The organism is Pelistega ratti, assembly GCF_009833965.1.
Lineage (GTDB): Bacteria > Pseudomonadota > Gammaproteobacteria > Burkholderiales > Burkholderiaceae_B > Taylorella > Taylorella ratti.
This window is the reverse complement of the sequence record NZ_CP047165.1, coordinates 128,605-150,571: the sequence shown is the minus strand read 5'-3', so window position 1 is coordinate 150,571 and position 21,967 is coordinate 128,605. Positions and strand designations below refer to the sequence as shown.

General features: G+C 37.4%; 20 protein-coding genes. 13 read left to right on the top strand and 7 right to left on the bottom strand.

From position 1 onward, the window contains the following. Window positions 1-47: 47 nt before the first annotated feature. On the bottom strand, window positions 48-1,253 hold the full coding sequence (locus F9B76_RS00555) for an NnrS family protein (RefSeq protein ID WP_159990333.1): 1,206 nt from the start codon (window positions 1,251-1,253) through the stop codon (window positions 48-50). A 416-nt stretch (window positions 1,254-1,669) separates the two neighbouring features. Between F9B76_RS00555 and F9B76_RS00550 the strand changes: the two genes are divergently transcribed. Continuing rightward, entirely contained in the window at window positions 1,670-2,221 is a 552-nt protein-coding gene (locus tag F9B76_RS00550; RefSeq protein ID WP_159990332.1) for a tetratricopeptide repeat protein, read from the top strand. A 168-nt stretch (window positions 2,222-2,389) separates the two neighbouring features. On the opposite strand, the gene thrC is transcribed toward F9B76_RS00550, so the two are convergent. From thrC to alaC, 3 genes are read right to left on the bottom strand one after another with little or no spacing between them, the layout of a single operon-like run. Next, entirely contained in the window at window positions 2,390-3,799 is a 1,410-nt protein-coding gene (gene thrC / locus F9B76_RS00545) for a threonine synthase (protein WP_159990331.1), read from the bottom strand. Continuing rightward, a complete protein-coding gene (locus F9B76_RS00540; RefSeq protein ID WP_159990330.1) occupies window positions 3,796-5,106 on the bottom strand; it encodes a homoserine dehydrogenase in 1,311 nt (436 codons plus the stop codon). Before F9B76_RS00540 ends, thrC begins: the two co-directional genes overlap by 4 nt. Continuing rightward, the gene (gene alaC, locus F9B76_RS00535; RefSeq protein WP_159990329.1) at window positions 5,103-6,290 is read right to left on the bottom strand and encodes an alanine transaminase; all 1,188 of its coding nucleotides are present in this window, start codon (window positions 6,288-6,290) and stop codon (window positions 5,103-5,105) included. Before alaC ends, F9B76_RS00540 begins: the two co-directional genes overlap by 4 nt. Before the next feature lie 548 nt (window positions 6,291-6,838). On the opposite strand from alaC, the gene F9B76_RS00530 reads away from it, so the two are divergent. From F9B76_RS00530 to F9B76_RS00485, 10 genes are all read left to right on the top strand, one after another. Next, window positions 6,839-7,273, top strand: a complete 435-nt coding sequence (locus tag F9B76_RS00530) for an Mth938-like domain-containing protein (protein WP_159990328.1) — start codon at window positions 6,839-6,841, stop codon at window positions 7,271-7,273. A gap of 7 nt (window positions 7,274-7,280) precedes the next feature. Beyond that, complete coding sequence (locus F9B76_RS00525) at window positions 7,281-7,742, top strand: peroxiredoxin (protein ID WP_201289363.1); 462 nt, start codon at window positions 7,281-7,283, stop codon at window positions 7,740-7,742. A 9-nt stretch (window positions 7,743-7,751) separates the two neighbouring features. Continuing rightward, the gene (locus F9B76_RS00520; protein WP_159990326.1) at window positions 7,752-9,380 is read left to right on the top strand and encodes a PhoH family protein; all 1,629 of its coding nucleotides are present in this window, start codon (window positions 7,752-7,754) and stop codon (window positions 9,378-9,380) included. A 237-nt stretch (window positions 9,381-9,617) separates the two neighbouring features. After that, entirely contained in the window at window positions 9,618-10,250 is a 633-nt protein-coding gene (gene gmk, locus F9B76_RS00515) for a guanylate kinase (RefSeq protein WP_159990325.1), read from the top strand. A gap of 9 nt (window positions 10,251-10,259) precedes the next feature. Further along, window positions 10,260-10,466, top strand: a complete 207-nt coding sequence (gene rpoZ, locus F9B76_RS00510; RefSeq protein WP_159990324.1) for a DNA-directed RNA polymerase subunit omega — start codon at window positions 10,260-10,262, stop codon at window positions 10,464-10,466. A 15-nt stretch (window positions 10,467-10,481) separates the two neighbouring features. Then, window positions 10,482-12,752, top strand: a complete 2,271-nt coding sequence (locus F9B76_RS00505; RefSeq protein ID WP_159990323.1) for a RelA/SpoT family protein — start codon at window positions 10,482-10,484, stop codon at window positions 12,750-12,752. 374 nt (window positions 12,753-13,126) lie between these two features. Further along, window positions 13,127-14,320 (top strand): aminotransferase-like domain-containing protein, encoded by a 1,194-nt coding sequence (locus tag F9B76_RS00500; protein ID WP_159992024.1) that lies wholly within the window; start codon window positions 13,127-13,129, stop codon window positions 14,318-14,320. Window positions 14,321-14,326: 6 nt separating this feature from the next. Next, the gene (locus F9B76_RS00495) at window positions 14,327-15,580 is read left to right on the top strand and encodes an elongation factor P maturation arginine rhamnosyltransferase EarP (RefSeq protein ID WP_159990322.1); all 1,254 of its coding nucleotides are present in this window, start codon (window positions 14,327-14,329) and stop codon (window positions 15,578-15,580) included. 98 nt (window positions 15,581-15,678) lie between these two features. Next, window positions 15,679-16,236: an elongation factor P gene (gene efp / locus F9B76_RS00490; protein WP_159990321.1), complete on the top strand. Its 558-nt coding sequence runs from the start codon at window positions 15,679-15,681 to the stop codon at window positions 16,234-16,236. 89 nt (window positions 16,237-16,325) lie between these two features. Continuing rightward, on the top strand, window positions 16,326-16,679 hold the full coding sequence (locus F9B76_RS00485; RefSeq protein ID WP_159990320.1) for a hypothetical protein: 354 nt from the start codon (window positions 16,326-16,328) through the stop codon (window positions 16,677-16,679). A gap of 192 nt (window positions 16,680-16,871) precedes the next feature. On the opposite strand, the gene F9B76_RS00480 is transcribed toward F9B76_RS00485, so the two are convergent. From F9B76_RS00480 to F9B76_RS00470, 3 genes are all read right to left on the bottom strand, one after another. Next, window positions 16,872-17,990 carry a metallophosphoesterase gene (locus F9B76_RS00480; protein WP_159990319.1) on the bottom strand — a complete coding sequence of 373 codons (1,119 nt, stop codon included), beginning with the start codon at window positions 17,988-17,990 and terminating at the stop codon, window positions 16,872-16,874. A 220-nt stretch (window positions 17,991-18,210) separates the two neighbouring features. After that, window positions 18,211-19,044 carry a sulfurtransferase gene (locus F9B76_RS00475; protein ID WP_159990318.1) on the bottom strand — a complete coding sequence of 278 codons (834 nt, stop codon included), beginning with the start codon at window positions 19,042-19,044 and terminating at the stop codon, window positions 18,211-18,213. A gap of 181 nt (window positions 19,045-19,225) precedes the next feature. Continuing rightward, entirely contained in the window at window positions 19,226-19,471 is a 246-nt protein-coding gene (locus F9B76_RS00470) for a hypothetical protein (protein ID WP_159990317.1), read from the bottom strand. A 316-nt stretch (window positions 19,472-19,787) separates the two neighbouring features. Here F9B76_RS00470 and F9B76_RS00465 point away from each other — a divergent pair, with 316 nt between their 5' ends. Further along, window positions 19,788-20,666 (top strand): pirin family protein, encoded by an 879-nt coding sequence (locus F9B76_RS00465; protein ID WP_159990316.1) that lies wholly within the window; start codon window positions 19,788-19,790, stop codon window positions 20,664-20,666. A gap of 277 nt (window positions 20,667-20,943) precedes the next feature. Beyond that, a complete protein-coding gene (htpX, locus tag F9B76_RS00460) occupies window positions 20,944-21,825 on the top strand; it encodes a protease HtpX (RefSeq protein WP_159990315.1) in 882 nt (293 codons plus the stop codon). The last annotated feature ends 142 nt before the right edge of the window (window positions 21,826-21,967 follow it).

Genomic DNA, 21,967 nt, shown 5'->3' with positions numbered 1-21,967 from the left:
GATAACATCTGGTGGATTTTTATGACGACATAATGATCTATACCCTACTACCCTGGACGACCATCTAATCGAGGGGCTGTCAAGTAAGGTCCATATTGATAAGCATAGGATAAGAAAGCCACAACCCATAAGAATGCTGCCATATGCAATAATGGAATCACTGCTCCTGCTGGAACAAAGAATAAGGCTAATCGACAGACGACAGCTAAAATTAATAATACATAAGCGGTTACCATTAATCGACTTGCTTTTAATGGTCGTCCTGTATGTCCTAGAGCAGTTCTTGTCATCATGCCAAGAATCATAACAGAGAATCCTCCCATACCGACTAGATGCACAAATAAAGCAGGAGGGAAAATCAAATCATCAACCGGTAAGAAAAACACAGATGCAGTAACCAATCCCAATCCCAATAGGAAGTAAGAAATATAGAGTACCCATAATAAAGGCACTTTACGGACACCTAATGGTTTCCAAGTATAAAGTTGATAAAGTGTTAAAAGCCCTAACACCAATAATAAAATACTGGTAATAGTCTTAAAACCAAGCACCAATGAGACAAAGGTTAATATCGTTAAACGTAATTGATACTGACCTGATTTTTCACTACGAGGAATATCTAGGTTAGCCCCTCGTTGAGCAAAGAAAGGAATCACTCGACGACCTACCAATAAGGCAATAAACGTCATAATAATTAAACCAATATGGAATCCTGTACGAACACTATCAAATTGTGATGTATAGACCATATACAAATAAACGGCATTACTCAGCCCTAAGCCTGCTCCTGCATAAATAAGAGGATAATTTTGTTTACTTTTAGCTTTTAATAGCACTCTAGCCAACGCAACTGTCCCACCAAGGAAAAAAACAATATCAGCGATACTAGCGATAAAAAAAGCAATCATACTCGGTATTAAATATCCAATACGAGCAATTAACCAAGCTAAACAGAGTCCAGCTAGCGGATAAGATTTTAGCGGATTAAGCCCTGTCCATGTTGCACTTGCTGTTAATAGAAAGGCAATTGCAACGGTTGCAATAAATCCCCATAGCATCTCATGAGCATGCCACCACACCCCAAATAAAGGGCCTTGTAGTAACTGTGGTGTATATATCCATAATATAACAGCCAGTGCTGCCCAGATAGAGGCTGCTAAATAAAGAGGACGAAACCCCAGTGCAAAAATCACCTCAAATCGTGATAATTTGGTTTTAGAAGTACTAGGAACATCAATTTGAATTAACGCCATACAACACCTAGAATAATATTTGATTTACAACAAGGGTATTTTAAATCAATTGTATATAAGACTTACGATTAACCCTTTTATAAAAAGGATTTCTTATAATAAAAGGTAATATAACATCCCCCCCATTATAAGAATTTATAGGTATAAGCTCACCATTATCTCTTGATATCCACCCTTTAATAAAAACCCTATATAAAAAAAGACCTTATGTATATATTTTCCAACATTTCTTAAAATAACTTTGTATAATCTATATAACTATATGATATTAAGATATTTAAGCCATTGAAAAATAATAATTATTTTTTACTACTTTCTTTGATATAAATACTTTCCGCTTTTTAAGTATTGCTTTTTCTTTTATTTAGTATCACAATAAACGATACTCAAGATTATTTTAATTAATCGGTTATGTTATGAAGCATTCTCTACCCTTACGCTTGTTGACACGTTTTGCACAAGTCTGTTTATTATCATGTGCTACAAGCTATGCGGTGGCATCTGGTACAAACTATTTACAAGACCAATTACACAAAGCACAGCAAGCCTTTGATATCAAAGACTACGAGAAAGCAATGGCTATATTACGCCCACTCGCAGAACAAGGTAATGCTGAGGCACAGTTTAAATTAGGTTCAATGTATCAATTTGCTCAAGGGGTACAAACCAATTATAACGAAGCAATTTATTGGTACCTTAAATCAGCTAAAAAGAATTTTGCCTCCGCTCAATACAATATTGGTAATATGTATTTTTATGGAGAGGGGGTCTCTCAAAGTTACTCGACTGCTGCTATTTGGTTTTTAAAAGCGGCTAAACAAGGGCATACTGGTGCACAAACTGAGATTGGTAAAATGTACCAATATGGCTTAGGTGTCCGAAAAGATAAACAACAATCACTTTACTGGTTAAGAAAAGCCCATAAAAATACCGATTCTATTGTGCTATATCAGCCCTTACATAAGTAACGTTATCGTTTTATGTGTAAAAAGTCATCTATTTCATCATAGATGACTTTTTTATTCTCTTACGATCTACTTAAATACAAAACAGCATAGTAGAAAAACCATGCCCATCTAACGTATATCATTTATCATTAAATGAGCATGTAAGAACCCTTTACTTTATGAGAGGACTTAATGTGTAATATGACGAATCATATAATCACGAACTACTGCCACATCACAATCCATCACTTCTACTCGCTGTGGTAAATCTTTTAAACCACTAAGGTGAGCGGGAATAGGAGCAGGCTGACCAATCGCTTCTTGAATGGTTTCTGTAAATTTTGCGGGTAATGCTGTTTCTAATACCAACATGGGAATACCCTCTTCAACATATTCTCGTGCCACTTTTACTCCATCAGCTGTATGAGGGTCAAGCAAATAGTGGTTTGTTTCGTACTCTTGCTTAATCGTTACCAAACGATCCTGATGCGTACTAACTCCCGCTACAAAACCGAATTTAGCTTCCAATTCAGGCTGTAAAGCACTTAAATCAAACTGCCCTTCTTCGGCTAATGTTTGCCAAAGTGCTTTTACTTTCTGACCATCTTCATTCACCAAATGATAAACAAAGCGTTCAAAATTAGAGGCTTTTGAAATATCCATAGATGGGCTAGATGTTGCATAAGTTTGCTCTGGCTGACGTGGACGATAAACACCTGTATTAAAGAACTCTTCTAATACATTATTCTCATTGGTTGCAACAACAAGACGGCGGATAGGTAAACCCATCATACGTGCCATATGCCCTGCAAGAATATTTCCAAAATTACCTGATGGGACGGTAAATGAAACTTGCTCTCCTGCTTTTTGGGTAGCTCTTAGCCATGCCCAGAAATAGTAAACAATTTGTGCCGATATACGTGCAAAATTGATTGAATTTACTGCACCTAAATGATAAGTTTCCTTAAAGGTTAAATCATTCGCTAATGCTTTTACAATATCTTGGCATTCATCAAAAACACCTTTAACCGAGAGATTAAAAATATTTTTATCTTGCAAAGAATACATCTGAGCACGTTGAAACTCACTCATACGACCATAGGGGGACAGCATAAAAACATTTACCCCTTTTTTACCACGCAAGGCATACTCTGCCGCAGAACCCGTATCACCAGAAGTTGCCCCTAGGATATTCAAAGTACGTCCCTGTTTAGCCAGTACATACTCAAAAATATTACCAAGGAATTGCATTGCAATATCTTTAAATGCCAATGTTGGCCCTTCTGATAGCCCTACAATATGAATCTGTGCATCTAAGGGTTTTAAGGGGACAATATCAGGATGATTAAATATACTTGTGTTATAGCTTCGCTCACATAAATCACGTAAGTCTTCTTTAGGAATATCTGTAATAAAAAGACTTAATATTTCTGTCGCTAACTGTGCATAATTTAATGAGCGCCATTGTGATAAGGTTTCAGCACTTACTTGCGGTATAGTTTGTGGCATTGCTAAACCACCATCACGAGCAAGTCCCTCTAACAGAACAGCTGAAAATTCAACAGGAGCTACGCCCCCTCGGGTAGATACATATTTCATAATAAGTGTTCCATACGAATCATCGTTACTTTAGAGCGAACAAACGATAATTGTTCAATTTGCTTAATCGCTTGTAATACACTACCTTCTTTTGCTTGATGAATTAAGAAAATAATGGATGCATAATCTTCTTTTGGATCTTGGATCATCGCATTAATCGAAATATTTTCTTTGGCAAGGACAGTAGCAATCTCAGCCATGACACCTGGACGATCTTCAACACTTAATCGTAAATAATAAGAAGAAATAATATCGTCTATTGGGAAAATTGTATAGTCTGCTAAAGCATCTGCTTGAAATGCTAAATGCGGAACACGATGTTCTGGATCTGCCGTATGTAATCGTGTAACATCTACCAGATCAGCGACAACAGCAGAGGCAGTAGGTTCAGAACCTGCACCAGCTCCGTAGTAGAGTGTTTCTTGTACCGCATCACCTTTAACCATGACGGCATTCATGACACCCTCTACACTGGCAATCAACTTATGTTTCGGAACTAAGCAAGGATGAACGCGTAATTCTAGCCCAGTTTCACGGCGAATCGCTAAGCCTAATAATTTGATACGATAATTTAAACGATCTGCAGCTTCAATATCCTCTGGTGCAAGATGGCTAATGCCTTCAACATATACCTTATCAAACTGAACAGGAATACCAAAAGCAATAGAAGCCAATAATGTTAGTTTATGTGCTGCATCTACACCCTCAATATCAAAAGTAGGGTCGGCTTCGGCATAACCTAAGGATTGCGCTTGCTTTAACACATCTGCAAAAGGTAAACCTTTCTCACGCATTTCCGTCAGAATAAAATTGGTCGTTCCATTAATAATACCAGCCACCCATTGGATACGATTAGCTGTTAGCCCTTCTCGAATCGCTTTAATAATAGGGATACCTCCAGCAACAGCAGCTTCAAAAGCCACCATCACATGTTTATCACTCGCTAACTTAAAAATCTCATTACCATGAATCGCTAACAAGGCTTTATTAGCAGTAATCACATGTTTACCATTATTAATCGCTGTTAATACTAACTCTCGTGCCAATGTTGTTCCACCGATTAGCTCAATCACAATATCAATACTGGGATCATTCACTAAAGCGTGTAAATCATTATCAACCGAAATTTGATCACCAACAACATCAATAGCTTTTGATGGGGTTCGTGTGGCAATACGGACAATCTCTATTTGACGACCAGCACGTCTTGCAATTTCTTCTGCATTACGTGCTAATACATTCCATGTGCCACTACCAACAACACCAAAACCTAATAAACCAACTCGAATGGGCTTTAAATGACTCATTTCAAATAGCCGTCCTTTTTAAACATATCTTTGATACCACGTACCGCTTGCTTGATACGTTGTTCATTTTCAATTAATGCAAATCGTACATAATCATCGCCATACTCACCAAAACCGATTCCCGGAGAAACCGCTACTTTAGCTTGGGCTAATAATTTTTTAGAAAACTCTAGTGATTTAAGATGAGCATATTGTTCTGGGATTTTTGCCCAAATATACATAGATGCTTTAGGAATATCAACCATCCAACCTATCTCATGTAAGCCCTTAACCAACACATCACGGCGTTTTTGGTATTCTCGTGTTACATCATGCACGCAATCCTGTGGGCCTTCTAACGCAGCAATAGCAGCGACTTGGATAGGTGTAAAAGTCCCATAATCATGGTAACTTTTGATTCTTGCCAAGGCATGAACAATTTCGGCATTCCCTACCATAAAACCAATACGCCATCCTGCCATATTGTAGCTTTTACTCATGGTAAAAAACTCAACAGCTACCTCCTTAGCACCGGGTACTTGCATAATAGAGGGAGCAATATAACCATCAAAAGTAATATCGGCATATGCCAAATCATGGACAACAATAATATTTTCTTCTTTGGCTAGTTTGACAATACGCTCAAAAAAATCAAGATCCACACATTGTGCCGTAGGATTACTTGGGAAACCAATAATTAGCATTTTAGGCTTAGGAAAGGTATTGTGAATCGCCTGTTCAATTTCAGCAAAGAAATCAATACCGGGTCCCATTGGAATAGAACGTACATTTGCGCCTGCAATAACAGCACCATAAATATGGATAGGATAGCTTGGGTTAGGCACTAAAACCGTATCCCCTTCATCAAGAGTTGCTAGCATTAAATGTGCTAAACCCTCTTTTGAGCCAATTGTTACGATCGCTTCTGCATCAGGGTCAAACGCAACATCATAACGTCTTAAATACCAATCCGTAATCGCTTTACGCAAACGAGGAATACCTTTAGACACAGAATAACCGTGCGTATCCTGACGTTGTGTAGCTTCAACCATTTTTTTTACGATATGTTCTGGCGTAGATCCATCTGGATTACCCATTGACATATCAATAATATCTTCACCACGTCGTCGTGCCGCCATTTTTAGCTCCCCTGTAATATTAAATACATAGGGGGGTAAACGCTCAATACGGGGAAAGTGTCTCATGGTATTACCTTATCATAGAGAAAATTTTACATAAACACTAGAAAATACCGTATTTATGTTGATTACGCAAGGGATTTTTTAAATTAAATTTAAATTTTTTATTATCCTTTTAAGTGATAAGGTCTTTATTATTAAACACTTATTATTTTTTATAAGATAGGATAGCATTTATATAAGATATAGTTACATACATTTAGTATTATGCAATACCCCACTTTTTACTCCCTTTCTTATCCTATAATAGCTAGATAACCCAAAGACTCAATATAATGGTGCAATATACCTATTATAGAGAAAAGAATAGTGATAAATACAGCAAACTTTTTGCTTATAGTAAAGACGGGGACTATTTACAATAGTTTTTATCCTTATTCTTAAATAATCTATCTATTTCATGCATTAATATTATTACGTATTATCTGGTTTAAATATCAATAATGTGTTAAAAATAGTACGTTATCGTTTATTAATTTTCTTATACATCGTCTTAGTAAAGTCATTAATCTGTCATTTTTAATGATTACGATAAACAAAATTTTGGAGTTTATGTGCAATTACATAGAGAACAACGAACCCACCTTAATACCGTAACAGGTTATGGTGATAACTATATTGAAGTGAACGATCAACGCTATCATCATCCTATCTTTTTTAGTCCAGAAGGTGATATTACACCATGGGAAATAGAACACTTTACGGATATTACACTTGAGCATTTAGAAAAAGCAGCAGGACTCACCGTTGCCAATTCATCTGTTTTTGATTTTTTAGAAGATAACCCAACACGTCAGTATGCCAATGCCCCAGAGGTGATTATTATTGGAACAGGCAAAAAGCAAGCCTTTATTCCCCCTCATATACTTGCCCCCCTCTTACACGCTAGAATCGGTATTGAAATGATGGATTCTAAAGCGGCTGCTCGTACTTATAATGTACTGATGGCAGAGGGCAGACGTGTTATTGTCGCTTTATTGATAGATTAAGGAAAATATTATGGTTACGCTCAATCAACCAGTACCCGCATGGACAGCCGATAGTACAAATGGTCAAATTTCTCTTAGTGATTTTCAAGGGAAACGTCTTGTTCTCTATTTTTACCCAAAAGACAATACCCCCGGTTGCACCACAGAGGCTCAAGATTTTCGTGATTTTATTAACGCATTTGAAAAAGAAAATGCTGTTATTGTTGGTGTTTCTCGAGACTCCATCAAATCTCACACCAACTTTATTACCAAACAATCATTACCATTTATATTAATTGCCGACCCTGAAGAAAAATTATGTGAACTCTTTGGGGTAATGAAAATGAAAAATATGTACGGTAAACAAGTGCGTGGTATTGAACGCTCAACCTTTTTAATCAATGAACACGGTGTATTAGTACATGAGTGGCGAGGTGTTAAAGTCCCCAATCATGTACAAACTGTTTTAGATACCCTAAAAACCCTCTAGGATTAAGCGATGCCTTTACCTAAAATGCCTACCAAACCTGCTAGTAAAGTGGATATAACGACCGAAACCAAAGCGTTACCCACACGTCGAAAGCCTAAACTAACTGCTGACTCAACCCCAAAGAAAGGTGAGACAGCATCTCCTTTAATAGAGAAGGTAAATACACCTACTGCAGAACCAAGCGTTTCTTCCACAAAACAAGCTCACTCCACTAAACAAGTGACTACTCGTCATCAAAAAACAGGGAAGCAAGAAAAACCTAAACTTTTCGTTTTAGATACGAATGTACTCTTACATGACCCCTCTTCGCTATTCCGCTTTGAGGAACATGATATTTTCCTACCGATGATTGTACTTGAAGAGCTTGATCACCATAAAAAAGGCATGACTGAAGTCGCCCATCACGCACGCCAAGTCAGCCGTAGCTTAGATGATTTATGCGCAGAATCAGGTACTATTTTTGATGGAATTACCTTAAATACTTTAGGACATAAAGAAGCAACAGGCAAACTATGGTTTCAAACCAGCAAACTAGAAGACGCACTCTCCATTAGCCTTCCTACCAGTAAAGCAGATAATCTTATCTTAACCGTAGTGCAAACGCTACAAAACCAACGCCCCAATCAATTGGTTATTTTAGTATCCAAAGATATTAATATGCGCCTGAAAGCCAAAGCCTTAGGGCTTAATGCAGAAGACTATCTGAACGATCATACATACGAAGATAGTGATCTGGTCTATGATGGTAGTGTTTTATTACCCGATAATTTCTGGACGCGGCATGGTAAAGAAATGGAATCATGGGTACAATCAGGTACGACTTTTTATAAAATCAAAGGGCCTCTTGTCTCTCATTTCCGTCTTAATGAATTTGTTTACTTTGAAGGTGACAATCCACTATACGCACAAGTGAAAGAAGTCAATGGTAAGACAGCAACCCTTGCTACTATTCGTGATTATACTCACCCCAAAAATAATGTATGGGGTGTTACTGCACGCAATCGAGAGCAAAACTTTGCCCTTAATCTTCTGATGAATCCTGATATTGATTTTGTTACCTTATTAGGACAAGCAGGCACAGGGAAAACCTTACTCACCCTTGCGGCTGGGCTTACTCAAGTGCTAGAAACCAAACGCTTTACCGATATTATTATCACACGAGCCACTGTTCCTGTTGGTGAAGATATTGGTTTCTTACCGGGGACAGAAGAAGAAAAAATGCAACCTTGGATGGGGGCATTAGAAGATAATCTTGAGTTTTTACATACCCATGCTAAGCAAGAAAGTGCTTTACAATGGGAACGTAGTCTCAGCAAAGAAATTATCCAATCACATATTAAAGTAAAATCGATGAGCTTTATGCGTGGACGTACTTTCTTAAATAAATTCGTTATTATTGATGAAGCCCAAAACCTAACACCTAAACAAATGAAAACCTTGATTACACGTGCTGGTTCAGGGACTAAGATTATTTGCTTAGGGAATATTGCTCAAATTGATACACCCTACCTCACCGAAGGTAGCTCTGGAATTACCTATGTTGTTGATCGCTTTAAAGGATGGGCACATTCTGGGCATATCACCTTACAAAAAGGAGAACGCTCTCGCTTAGCGGATTATGCCAGCGATGCCTTATAGTTAGGGTGATAAAACTTACACAATGTATAAACCTTCTCTATTGGATAACTATTAAAATTTATTAGGGCTATAAATTAGCCCTAATAAATTTTGAAGAAGCTTTATCTGCTTAATCTGCATATTCTTGCTCAAATTTTAAATACAACAGCACTTAACTCAAGCCATTTCATCACATAAGCACACAATCTTTTGGTATGATGATAGTGATTTGATACACTCTTCTTAATAAGGATAAAAATGAAATACCCTGGTAATGTTTTTATGGTCTCTGCACCCAGTGGTGCAGGCAAATCCAGTCTCGTCAATGCGTTATTAAAACAACACCCTGATATTCATTTATCCATATCATGCACTACCCGCCCTGCTCGCCCAGGAGAAGAGAACGGTCGTGAGTATCATTTTGTCTCCGTTGAAGCATTTACCCAATGGAAAGAAGAAGATAATCTTTTAGAATGGGCTGAAGTACATGGTAATTTCTATGGAACACCACGTTCATTTGTCGAGGAAAAAATCAAAAAAGGACAAAGTATCCTACTTGAAATTGATTGGCAAGGCGCTCGTCAAGTACGACAACAATTTCCTGATGTCATTGATATCTTTATTCTTCCTCCTTCTATAGAAGAACTTGAAAAACGTTTACATCATCGCGGACAAGATAGCGATTCCGTTATTTCTCGCCGATTATTAGCGGCAAGTAGTGAAATTGCTCACGCAGATGAATTTGAATATGTTATCATTAATGACTCATTTGATATTGCTTTGGCGCAGCTAGAATATATTGTCAAGACAGCAAATCTTCGCTATGCTTGCCAAGCTGCTAATAACCATAAGCTTTTTGCAGAATTAGGTATTTCACATTCACAAAAATAAGGTAAATTCATGGCTCGTATTACCGTAGATGATAGTTTAGAAAAAATCCCAAATCGTTTTGATCTCACATTAGTCGCTACTTATCGCGCACGCGAATTAGCACAAGGACACCAACCACGCGTTGATCCAGAAGATGATAAGCCCACAGTCATCGCCTTACGCGAAGTAGCTGATGGTAAAACAGGTTTAGAGATGTTACGTAAAGTACCAACCTAATCAATAGAGGTGTGTATGGGTATAAAAAACGTTTCCTCTTCGCTACTTCACGCTTTGCGCGAGAATTCCCCTTTCCGCAAAAGGGTTAAGAAAGCACTCCCCACAGACACACCTTCTTTTTCACCTGATACAACAAATACAGGTGATTTACTCTATCCACTCATTACACAACTCAAAACCTATCTTTCTCCTAGCGATATTGAACAAGTTCGTGAGGCTTATCGCTTTGCGGATAAAGCACACCTCGGACAAATGCGTTCAAGTGGAGAAGCCTACATTACGCACCCCGTTGCAGTAACTGAAATTTGCGCACAGTGGAAATTAGATGCAAGTGCTTTAATGGCAGCCTTATTGCATGATGTCATTGAAGATCAGGGTATTGAAAAAGCAGAAATTGCTGAAAGATTTAACACCGATGTAGCTGAATTAGTGGATGGTTTAACTAAGTTAGAACGTATTAATTTTGCGAGTAAATCTGAACAACAAGCCGAAAGCTTCCGTAAAATGTTGCTAGCTACCGCAAAAGATGTACGCGTTATTTTAGTTAAGCTATCCGATCGATTACATAATATGCGTACATTAGGCGGCGTAGAGCCTAGCAAGGCACGCCGTGTATCTAATGAAACACTTGAGATTTATGCTCCTATTGCCAATCGTTTAGGTTTAAACCATTTGGTACGAGAGTTTGAGGACTTAGCGTTTGAGGCTTATTACCCCAATCGCTATAGAGTGCTCAAACAAGCACTTGAAAACGCACATAATACCAATCGCAATCTCACCCATAAGATTACTGATAGTATCCGTGCAGCTTTACCTGCTTATGGTATTGAAGGTAAGTTAATTGGTAGAGAAAAAACCTTATTTAGTATCCACAAGAAAATGAAAGAACAAAAGAAATCATTTTCTGAGGTATTGGATATTTATGGATTTAGAATTATTGTTAATACCCTAACTGAATGTTATATTGCATTAGGTGTACTACACCAACTCTATCGTCCTATTCCCGGTAAATTCAAAGACTATATTGCACTACCCAAAATCAATGGTTATCAATCATTACATACCACGTTAGTGGGCCCCTATGGTACACCTATTGAGTTTCAGATTCGTACTACCCATATGGATCATATCGCCGAAGAGGGTATTGCTGCTCACTGGATTTACAAAACAGACAATATGAGTCTTAGCGATTTACAAAAACAAACACATCGCTGGCTACAGTCTTTATTAGATATTCAGAGTCAAACAAGTGATTCTTCTGAATTTATTGATAATGTAAAAGTCGATTTATTCCCTGATGCAGTGTATGTACTGACACCTAAGGGTAAGATTATCTCATTACCTCGAGGGGCAACACCGATTGATTTTGCCTACTCTATCCATACCAAAATTGGTAATCATGCTATTTCAGCCCTTATCAATGGAAAAGAAGCCCCCCTCAAAACACCATTAGTCAGTGGGGATACCGTCCAGATTATTACCAATGAGAAAGCAGCTCCAAATATCCAGTGGTTAAATTTTGTTCGTACAGGTAAAGCACGTTCTGAAATTCGTCATTATTTAAAAACAGTCAATCTAGAAGAGTCTATTCAATTTGGCGAAAAACTCTTACGACAAGCCCTAAGAGAATTAAATATTGACATTCCAAGTAAAGATGATCCTACTTGGGAAAAACTTGCCAAAGAATCTGGCGGACATAGTATTGATGAAATCCTAATGGATATCGGTGTCGGTCGCCGTCTAGCCGCTGTTGTGGCTCGCCGTTTTCTTATTGACTCCCCCTTAATCGCAACAAGTGCTGCTGATATTGATGAGCTAAATGCTGCCCGATCCAGTCCTATTCTTATCCAAGGGAATGAGGGGCAATCAGTTACGCTATCACCATGCTGTACCCCTATCCCCGGTGATAATGTTATTGCTGTTGTACGTCCTGGTTATGGTTTAGTTGTTCATACTGAAGATTGTCCTATTGCCATTGGACAACGAGCCAAAGAACCTGAACGTTGGGTTTCTGTTGCATGGGATCAGGAATATAACAAACACCTTTCTACTCGCCTACTCGTTACGATTCAAAATGAAAAAGGGGTTATCGGTCGTATTGCAGGGCAAATTGCTAGTGTAGGTTCTAATATTATTCGCCTACATATGCCTGATGAAAGCATGGGAATTGCTGATCTTCAACTCACCGTACAGGTTGAAGACCGTAATCATTTAGCCACCGTTATCCGAGCCATTCGTCAAGTACCACAAGTGCTTAAAATTGTACGGATTAAAGGGTATTATTAAGTTATTTAATTACATCTCCGTACACATAATTTGTACATTAAGCAAAGAACCGTAGATTAATATGGTTTATAGCATTTTTATACTATTATTTTTAACTTAAATAATAAAGTAGCCTATCGCCTATTTATACATTATTATTCTCATACTTTATCTAGGTAAATAAGAAAAAACACTTAAAAAAGCGCTTATACTAACAAAATATCAAAAAACAATGTACTATGCTTATGGTAACTTTTGTAAATATATAAAATACCATAAAAACGGTACTAGCTACTTTCGGTAAATAAATAGGCTTATTTATTTAGATATAAACTAAGTAGTATTATTTATTTTTAAAGATTACCCATTATCATAATATTTTTGGAATAATAATGATGAATAGTGTTTCATTCCCTTTATCAAAACGTGCTACAGGAGCAACTAGCTCTGTTATTCGTGAAATTTTAAAAGTCACTGAACGTCCTGATGTGATTTCTTTTGCTGGTGGATTGCCTTCTCCTGAAGGATTTCCACACGACCAAATTAAAGCAGCATATGATACTGTTTTAACTCAACAGCCCAAAGTGGCTCTACAATACTCTCCCACAGAGGGGTATCGTCCATTGAGAGAATGGATTGTTAGTGATTTTAAGACTCGCGGTGTTGATATTGGTGTTGATAATGTCCTTATCGTATCAGGCTCACAACAAGCACTTGATCTGATTGGAAAACTCTTTATTGATGAAGGCTCTAAAGTTGTTTTAGAATCCCCCTCTTATTTAGGGGCAATCCAATCATTTAATCAATTTGCACCTACTTATGCCACCATCCCTACTGATGAACAAGGATTGATTCCAGATGGGCTGACTGATGAGATTGCTAAAGACGCTCGTTTTATCTATGCATTACCTAACTTTCAAAACCCTACTGGTCGTACCCTCAAACTAGAACGCCGTATTGCTTTAGTCAAACGCTGTGCCGCACTTAATCTACCATTGATTGAAGATGATCCTTATGGTGAATTACGCTTTGAGGGTGAAGCCTTACCCGGACTCTATGCCTTATCTCAACAACATGGCGGTACGGTTATTCGTATGGGTTCATTCTCTAAAGTCTTAGCACCAGGTATGCGTATTGGCTATATCATTGCCCCAGAAGCCATTATTAGCAAAATGGTACAATTAAAACAGGCAACAGATCTACACACATCAACCATTACACAAATGGCGGTCTATGAAACGATTAAAAATGGTTTCTTAGATACACATCTCCCCCAAGTGCGCGAGCTCTATAAACGACAATGCACTTATATGCTAGAGGCACTAGACGAACATTTCAAAGGGATTGATGTACAATGGACACGTCCTACAGGCGGTATGTTTATCTGGCTAACCTTTAATGAGCAAGTAAATACTACTGAATTATTACCTCGTGCCGTTGAAGAACAAAAAGTCGCCTATGTTCCAGGACAGCCTTTCTATCCATTAGCAGAAAAGACAATAACCAATCATTTACGACTTAGTTTTGTGACTGTACCAGAAGCTAAAATCCGCCAAGGTGTGGCGGGTCTATCCCAAATATTTAAATAATAAACTATGCTAAACATAACCCCCTATAGCGCCTCACCCGCACTCATTGATATTTTTTGTCGCGTTATTGATAACTATGGTGATATAGGGGTATGTTGGCGGCTGGCTAAAGATTTACAAAATCATTTACATATTGCTCAAATTAATCCAGATTATTTTGACCCAGCAAGCCTACTACAAACTCTTTTTAAACACCACCCTACCATACCCAACACCATTCGATTATGGGTAGATGATTTGTATAGTTTCGCTCGCCTTGAACCACGCATCGATCCCCATAAAACACAACAAATCATTCAAGGCATTCATATTATGCATTGGCAAGATAATACTGTTAGCCAAGCTCAACCAGCTCCTTTGGTGATTGAAGCCTTTGGTGCTAATTTGGATGAGGGATTTATTCAACAAATGAAAGGACAGACACGCTACTGGTTAAATGTTGAGTACCTTAGTGCCGAACCTTGGGTAGAGTCTTTTCATGCACAGCCCTCTATCCAAGCAAATGGGGTAGCTAAATATTTCTTCTTTCCTGGATTTACCTCTAAAACAGGTGGGTTAATTCGAGAAACTACGCTTTTACCCTCTTTGGCAAATTTTCATCAAGCAGAAAAATACCAATGGCTCTTACAGTATATTGGTAAAGAAGTCGCTGATGCCTTTATCCAAGGAGATCAGCTTATCACCCTCTTTTGCTACCCTCATGCTCCTTTTTTAAGTTTACTCCAAGGTTTACAGGCTAATCATCGCCCAACACTCTTATTAATCCCCGAAGGAGTGCTTCCACAAGCAGAGCAACTCTTACAATCCACTCATGCTGATTTTATTCGTATTAAACGCTTTGCCTTTCTCCCCCAAGAGCAATTTGATTATCTCTTAGCCTGTTCTACCTTCAATATTGTACGGGGGGAAGATAGTTTTGTACGTGCGATTTGGTCAGGGATTCCTTTTATTTGGCATATTTATCCACAAGAAGAAAATATTCATTTAGAAAAGTTACACGCATGGCTTAATTCCTATCCTTTTGATACTCGTCTTATTACCTTAAATACAGCATGGAATGAAGTTTCTTCATGTTCATCATCCATTGATAGTGGTAAATTAACAACATCTTCTAATACTCTTTCTAAGGCATTTACGCAATTATTTCAATCAGATCAGCTACATTCCTTACAACAATCCCTCTTAGACTACCGACAACATTTACTAAAAAATCAAACTTTGTCTTTTTCAATCCTTAATTTTCAGGCAAAACATGGATAAAAAGGCTAAAATAATGGTTTAAGTGGGTTTAACCCAATTTTTCTAAGCTCTTAATGAGCTTTTGCTCATATTTTTCTTATTCCATTCGGAGTTACTTAATGAAAATCGCTCAAGAATTGCGCGTAGGCAATGTAGTAATGGTTGATGGCAACCCACTCGTTGTTCAAAAAGCTGAATACAATAAATCTGGTCGTAACGCAGCTGTTGTTAAATTAAAATTCAAAAACCTTTTAACAGGTTCTGGTTCTGAAACTGTTTACAAAGCAGATGAGAAATTTGATGTTGTTGTATTAGACAAAAAAGAATGTACTTATTCTTATTTTGCGGATCCTATGTATGTATTTATGGATGAAGAATACAATCAACACGATGTTGAAGCCGACAATATGGGCGATGCACTCAATTTCCTAGAAGAAGGAATGACAGTAGAAGTAGTTTTCTACGAGGGTCGTGCCATCTCTGTTGAACTACCTACTATTATTGTTCGTGAGATTGTATATACTGAACCTGCTGTTAAAGGTGATACATCAGGCAAAGTGATGAAACCTGCTAAGATTAATACTGGTTTTGAGCTTGCTGTACCTTTATTCTGCAATATTGGCGACAAGATTGAAATCGATACACGCACAAACGAATACCGTAGCCGTGTCATGTAATCGTTAATGCAATGATTAAAACAATTTTTTGTTTTTTATTCGCATTATTTGCAGTGGCTCTTATTAGTTTAGGAGCCACGATTTATTCTATGGGTGGATTTCAACATCTTGATACTCGCCTTACATGGGAAACTATCAATCTTTTTCTCTATGCCACCATTCATAAATTAGGTATTGTATCCCTTTGCTTAACGATTATTTTTCAGCTTTTACCTCAACGCTACCCCCGCTTACCGATAATTGTTCTACTCGGGTTTTCTATTGCTATTCTCTATAATTACCTTGCTTTAGTATTAGTTGATACCGCTACACTAGAGTCCTTATACCAGAAAGGTTGGGGATTTATGGCATTATTTAATAACTTCCTTTTATATTACGGCTTATATGGTTCTCTTCTTGCCTTAATAGGCGGAATGCTTGCTTTGCGTATTCAAAAAAATTAAAAATATTCTTCTCTATATAAACACCCCTTTGACTTATTCTATTTTCCCCAAAACCTAAAAAATAGTGGATAATCACCAAGCATATTTGGTCATCAAAACAAAATTTATCTCAATGACTAACCACTATTTACCGTATTTTTATCACTCTATGTTTTATAGATAATTAAGTAATAATTTCTTGATAATCTTATTTTATCCCCTTTTTAATATAAATAATGTAATCTCCGATGGCACACCTAGCCTTACAGGAAAACCATTCCATAAGCCTGTACCGTTACTCACATACAATAAACCTTCGCCTACTGCATAAAGTCCTGAGACAAAACCGGCATTAAATTGCTTCACTATTTCCTGAAAGCCTACTATCATTCCCCCATGTGTATGACCAGATAATTGTAGATTGACACCCTTTTGTAAATGATCTTTCGCTTGATGGGGACGATGATCTAATAAAACCGTAAAGACACCTTTAGGAGCATCAGATAGTGCCTTATCCACATTAGGTCCTTCTAGACCAACACCTATAGCCACAGGATCAGCCACACCTGCAAAAACAATAGGCTCACCTTGATGGGTTAACACCGTATGCTGATTCACTAATACTTGCATCCCCAACTGTTGAAATGTCACATACCATTCTGGTGCATGAAAATAATACTCATGATTACCAAGACTCGCTAAGACACCATATCGTGCTTGTAATGCAGCATAAGGGGGGATTTCTTTTTGACGATCTTTAACAAAACCATCAATTAAATCACCCGTAATTGCAATAACATCTGCCTGTAAACCATTAGTTTTCTCAACAACCGCAGCTAACCATTCTTGATTAAGCAAAGGGCTAATATGTAAGTCCGTTAAATGTACTAGTTTAAAACCCTCTAAGCCTGCTGGTAAATTTTTGATAGGTAAAACAACCGTTTTAACCTCGGGTACTTTTATCGCTTGTTGTACCCCAAAAATACTCAATACCCCACTACCCAGTAAAATCCCTATTCGTAAGGTATTTGACCATTTAGCTCGAGAAATACGCAGAACAAACCGTGCTATTAAATGAATTATCTCTATAAAGACTGTCAATAACACTGTTATAACAAAATAAACAAATGTGCTACCTAATACCAATAAGACCCATCTAGGCACTTCTGGTGAAGCAAGCGAACCAAAAATCCACTCACGCACCCAATAGTATTGAGCAAGCATCAAAAGCATAATACTCAATACCCAACGCCATACTTTTGCGAGTGGTAACGGTAAAATCAACCGCCAGACAAGATAAATAGAAAAAAGAAATAAAACGATTTTAAACATAAAAATCAATCTACGATATAGTACCTGACAAATAATTAGCACCTATCAATGTCATATACTTTTTGATAGGTGCTATCAGCTATATAAGAATATATCGAACGGAAAGTATTAATGATGACTAGCCATTAAATATATTCAATAGGAAACAGATTATACTGGTTTATACACTCGATAATTTATCATAAATGTAATTTATCGTAAGTGATTAATAATCTATTACTTAAGGTTCATTTCCTACTGCAATCGGACGACTAGGATCAGCCACCCATTCACTCCAAGACCCAGGGTATAAGGCATAATGATGTAACCCTGCTACTTCCATCGCTAAAATATTATGGCAAGCAGTTACACCCGAACCACATTGATGCACAATTAAATCATATTGGTTATAAGCAGAAAAAGCCTCTTTCAGTGCCTCAGGTGATTTCATTAAACCTTCTGCCGTTAGATTAAGCGTAAAGGGGTGATTAATCGCATGAGGAATATGCCCTGCTACAGGATCCATTGGTTCTACATCACCACGATAGCGCTCTGGTGCTCTAGCATCTAATAAGGTAAATTGGGGGGATTGGATATTAGCTAGTACTTGCTCTGCCGTATAGGTTTTAACCAAACTATCACGAAGAGCACACTGTACAGGTGGTAAAGCAGGTGCAATACCTGTTTCTATCCCACCATTAGCTGCTTTCCATGCTTTAATCCCACCATCTAAAACCTGTACATGTTCAAAACCTAACCATCTTAACATCCACCACATATGTGCAGCAAACATCATATTATCTGCATCATAAACAACGATGTGAGCATCAATATCAATGCCCTTTTTCGCTAATAATGCCGCAAAATCCTCTCTTTTAGGTAAAGGATGGCGACCATTTTTACCTGTTTTTGTTGCACATAAATCTGTTTCATGATCAAAGAAAACCGCTCCTGGAATATGTCCCTCTACATAGGACTGAGCACCAAACTGGTGATTCATCAGATCATGTCGAACATCAATAAATTGACGCTTAACTGTTGGGGTAGATAATATTTCTTGTACACGAATTAACATTCTAAATCTCCTTTAAAATCGCATTACACCCTGTACGTATAGTATTTATCTTATGATCAAAATAGATAATAGCTGTCTGATTAATAAGCAAATAAACACTATCCTTACCCATCATACACTAAAGCTAATACCTTATATACCCTGCTATAGAAGAAATAATAAAATTACTTTAACCTATTTATTAATCCCTATCCAACTGATGAGACTGAACAGATGGATTAACTTCTGACGAGGGGTGCTGTCCTTGTGTATCCTCAGCCCCATTATGTGAACGAAGCTGTTCTTTTTCATATTGTTTAATCTGGTATAACATACGACTTTTATCATAGAGATAGACACTAAACATCGCCAAGATACCCGCAATAACAATATTATCAACAAAAAACCATAAAATAATCGTTAATAATAAAATGAGTAACCACATCATTTACCTTCCATATATACACATCCATCAAAACACACCCAAACTACACTTTAGAAAAAATATCTTTATTTAAAGAGGGTTATGAACAAATATGTAATACACGTCAAACCTTATTACATCATAAAATAATCCGTATCATAGCGTATCTCACCCCCTCTTTGTCAATTTTTTATTGTATGATTTTGCCTGCATCATTAAGTGGAATATTTAAGTTTAATTGTTTCCTAATAAGAAACGATTAATCAATATTTAGTCTATTTCTCTTCTTATTGTTTAGTAATATAATACATCTAATTCAATTAATTTTAGGAGTTAATCCATGAAAAAAGTAATGAATATCGCTACAGCTCCAGCAAAACACTGGGTAGGAAATGGTTTCCATGTACATGGTATGTTTAACTACAACGACACATCTAGAAATCTTGATCCATTTTTACTCATGGATTATAACTCTCCCCGTTATTTTGATGGTGGACGTACAAGCGATTTTCGTGGCGTAGGTGAACACCCTCATCGTGGTTTTGAAACGGTTACTATTGCTTATCAAGGCGAAGTCTCTCACAAAGATTCTTACGGTGGCGGTGGTACTATTGGAACAGGTGATGTGCAGTGGATGACTGCAGGCTCTGGTCTTATGCACCAAGAATATCATTCTGAGAAATTCTCTGCTGAGGGTGGTATATTTGAAATGGTTCAGTTATGGGTAAATTTACCTGCCAAAGATAAAATGACTGCACCTAAATATCAAGCCATTACCGCTAAAGAAATTCCTACCGTTCAACTTGCTGATGAAGCGGGTCAAGTACGGATTATCGCAGGAGCATTAGAGGGAACACAAGGCCCTGCAAGTACCTTTAGTCCTGTTAATATGTGGGACGTACAGTTAAAAGCTGGCAAAAAACATACTTTTGCTGTTCCTAGTAGTCACAACTTGATTATTTTGGTACGCGAAGGAACTATTCTCATCAATGATGACAGTGTTGCGCGCCAAAATGAGTTAGTAACATTTGAAAAAGGTGGTGAAGATGTACAAATTGAAGCCAATAATGATGTTAGCCTTTTAATTCTAACAGGTGAACCACTCAATGAACCTGTTGTAGGTTATGGCCCTTTTGTGATGAATACCGAAGAGGAAATCGTCCAAGCATTCCAAGATATTAAAAGTGGTAAATTTGGACAAATTGCACAAAATGCCTAATTCTTTATAAAGAAATAAATGGTATCCTAATCTAAAGATACCATTTATAGAGGCTTATCATTATAGTGACATATTACTCACTTATCACACCAAGGGATTGCTATCATAGTAATCCCTTTTTTCGCATAATCTGTCATATAATAAAGCACTCATTTTTTGATACCACTATCTGCTTATTTCAGGAAAATTTATTCCTAGTTATTACAAATTTCACCCCCATATAAAATTTCTGCGAAAATAGCATTTTTATAACCACTTTCTCATATAGGATATTTGAATGAAACGTGTTTTCCTGTTTATACTAACGAACCTTGCTGTATTGTTTGTATTAAACATTACCCTATCTGTTCTTGGTCTTAACCGCTACCTCACTGAACAAGGTATAGACTACGTTAGCTTATTAGGTTTTGCGGCTGTTGTCGGCTTTACTGGTTCTATTATTTCACTCTTAATGAGTAAAAAAATGGCAAAAATGAGTATGGGTGTTAAGATTATTGACCCTAGTGCACCAGCCAATAGCACCGAAGCATGGTTAGTCGATACCGTTCATCAGCTAGCGGATCGTGCTGGTATTGGTCGCCCTGAAGTGGGTATTTATGAAGGCGCTCCCAACGCATTTGCAACAGGTGCTTTCAAAAATGATGCCCTAGTTGCTGTCTCAACAGGTCTCTTACAAAGCATGAATGAGGAAGAGGTAATCGCTGTATTAGGACATGAAGTCGCTCACGTTGTTAATGGCGATATGGTAACACTCACCCTGATTCAAGGTGTTGTCAATACCTTTGTCGTCTTCTTTGCGCGTATTGTTGCCCTAGCCATCTCTCGTAATGGTAATAGTGAACAAAATAGTGTAGGTGCTGCTTATTATATGACCAGTATGGTCTGTGAAATCGTTTTTGGTTTCTTAGCCTCTATTATTGTCGCTTGGTTCTCTCGTCAGCGTGAATTCCGTGCCGATGCAGGTTCTGCCAAATTACTGGGATCAACAAAACCAATGATTAATGCATTAGCCCGTCTTGGTAATCTTGAACCCGGTGAACTTAGCAAAGGAATGCAAGCCATGGGAATTAGTGATAAGATGAGTTTTGCAGAAATCTTCTCAACTCACCCTCCAATGGAAAAACGTATTCAAGCATTACAAAATCTCTCACTTCATTAATCTAATAATTATTTTTATCTATTTTTCTCAAGATAATTATTCAGAAAATCAGGAAAGTATTAAGCCAGTGTATATCACTGGCTTTTATATACTTACAACCAAATTATTACTATTTTGTAAGATTTATAATATAATTAATGAA

Excerpts from the sequence above, each read along its gene's own strand:
- F9B76_RS00555 (WP_159990333.1), bottom strand. The coding sequence starts at position 1,253 with ATGGCGTTAATTCAAATTGATGTTCCTAGTACTTCTAAAACCAAATTA.
- rpoZ (WP_159990324.1), top strand. The coding sequence starts at position 10,260 with ATGGCTCGTATTACCGTAGATGATAGTTTAGAAAAAATCCCAAATCGT.
- F9B76_RS00505 (WP_159990323.1), top strand. The coding sequence starts at position 10,482 with ATGGGTATAAAAAACGTTTCCTCTTCGCTACTTCACGCTTTGCGCGAG.
- F9B76_RS00485 (WP_159990320.1), top strand. The coding sequence starts at position 16,326 with ATGGGTGGATTTCAACATCTTGATACTCGCCTTACATGGGAAACTATC.
- F9B76_RS00475 (WP_159990318.1), bottom strand. The coding sequence starts at position 19,044 with ATGTTAATTCGTGTACAAGAAATATTATCTACCCCAACAGTTAAGCGT.
- F9B76_RS00495 (WP_159990322.1), top strand. The coding sequence starts at position 14,327 with ATGCTAAACATAACCCCCTATAGCGCCTCACCCGCACTCATTGATATT.
- efp (WP_159990321.1), top strand. The coding sequence starts at position 15,679 with ATGAAAATCGCTCAAGAATTGCGCGTAGGCAATGTAGTAATGGTTGAT.
- F9B76_RS00550 (WP_159990332.1), top strand. The coding sequence starts at position 1,670 with ATGAAGCATTCTCTACCCTTACGCTTGTTGACACGTTTTGCACAAGTC.
- F9B76_RS00520 (WP_159990326.1), top strand. The coding sequence starts at position 7,752 with ATGCCTTTACCTAAAATGCCTACCAAACCTGCTAGTAAAGTGGATATA.
- F9B76_RS00500 (WP_159992024.1), top strand. The coding sequence starts at position 13,127 with ATGAATAGTGTTTCATTCCCTTTATCAAAACGTGCTACAGGAGCAACT.
- F9B76_RS00470 (WP_159990317.1), bottom strand. The coding sequence starts at position 19,471 with ATGATGTGGTTACTCATTTTATTATTAACGATTATTTTATGGTTTTTT.
- htpX (WP_159990315.1), top strand. The coding sequence starts at position 20,944 with ATGAAACGTGTTTTCCTGTTTATACTAACGAACCTTGCTGTATTGTTT.
- alaC (WP_159990329.1), bottom strand. The coding sequence starts at position 6,290 with ATGAGACACTTTCCCCGTATTGAGCGTTTACCCCCCTATGTATTTAAT.
- F9B76_RS00540 (WP_159990330.1), bottom strand. The coding sequence starts at position 5,106 with ATGAGTCATTTAAAGCCCATTCGAGTTGGTTTATTAGGTTTTGGTGTT.
- gmk (WP_159990325.1), top strand. The coding sequence starts at position 9,618 with ATGAAATACCCTGGTAATGTTTTTATGGTCTCTGCACCCAGTGGTGCA.
- F9B76_RS00465 (WP_159990316.1), top strand. The coding sequence starts at position 19,788 with ATGAAAAAAGTAATGAATATCGCTACAGCTCCAGCAAAACACTGGGTA.
- thrC (WP_159990331.1), bottom strand. The coding sequence starts at position 3,799 with ATGAAATATGTATCTACCCGAGGGGGCGTAGCTCCTGTTGAATTTTCA.
- F9B76_RS00480 (WP_159990319.1), bottom strand. The coding sequence starts at position 17,990 with ATGTTTAAAATCGTTTTATTTCTTTTTTCTATTTATCTTGTCTGGCGG.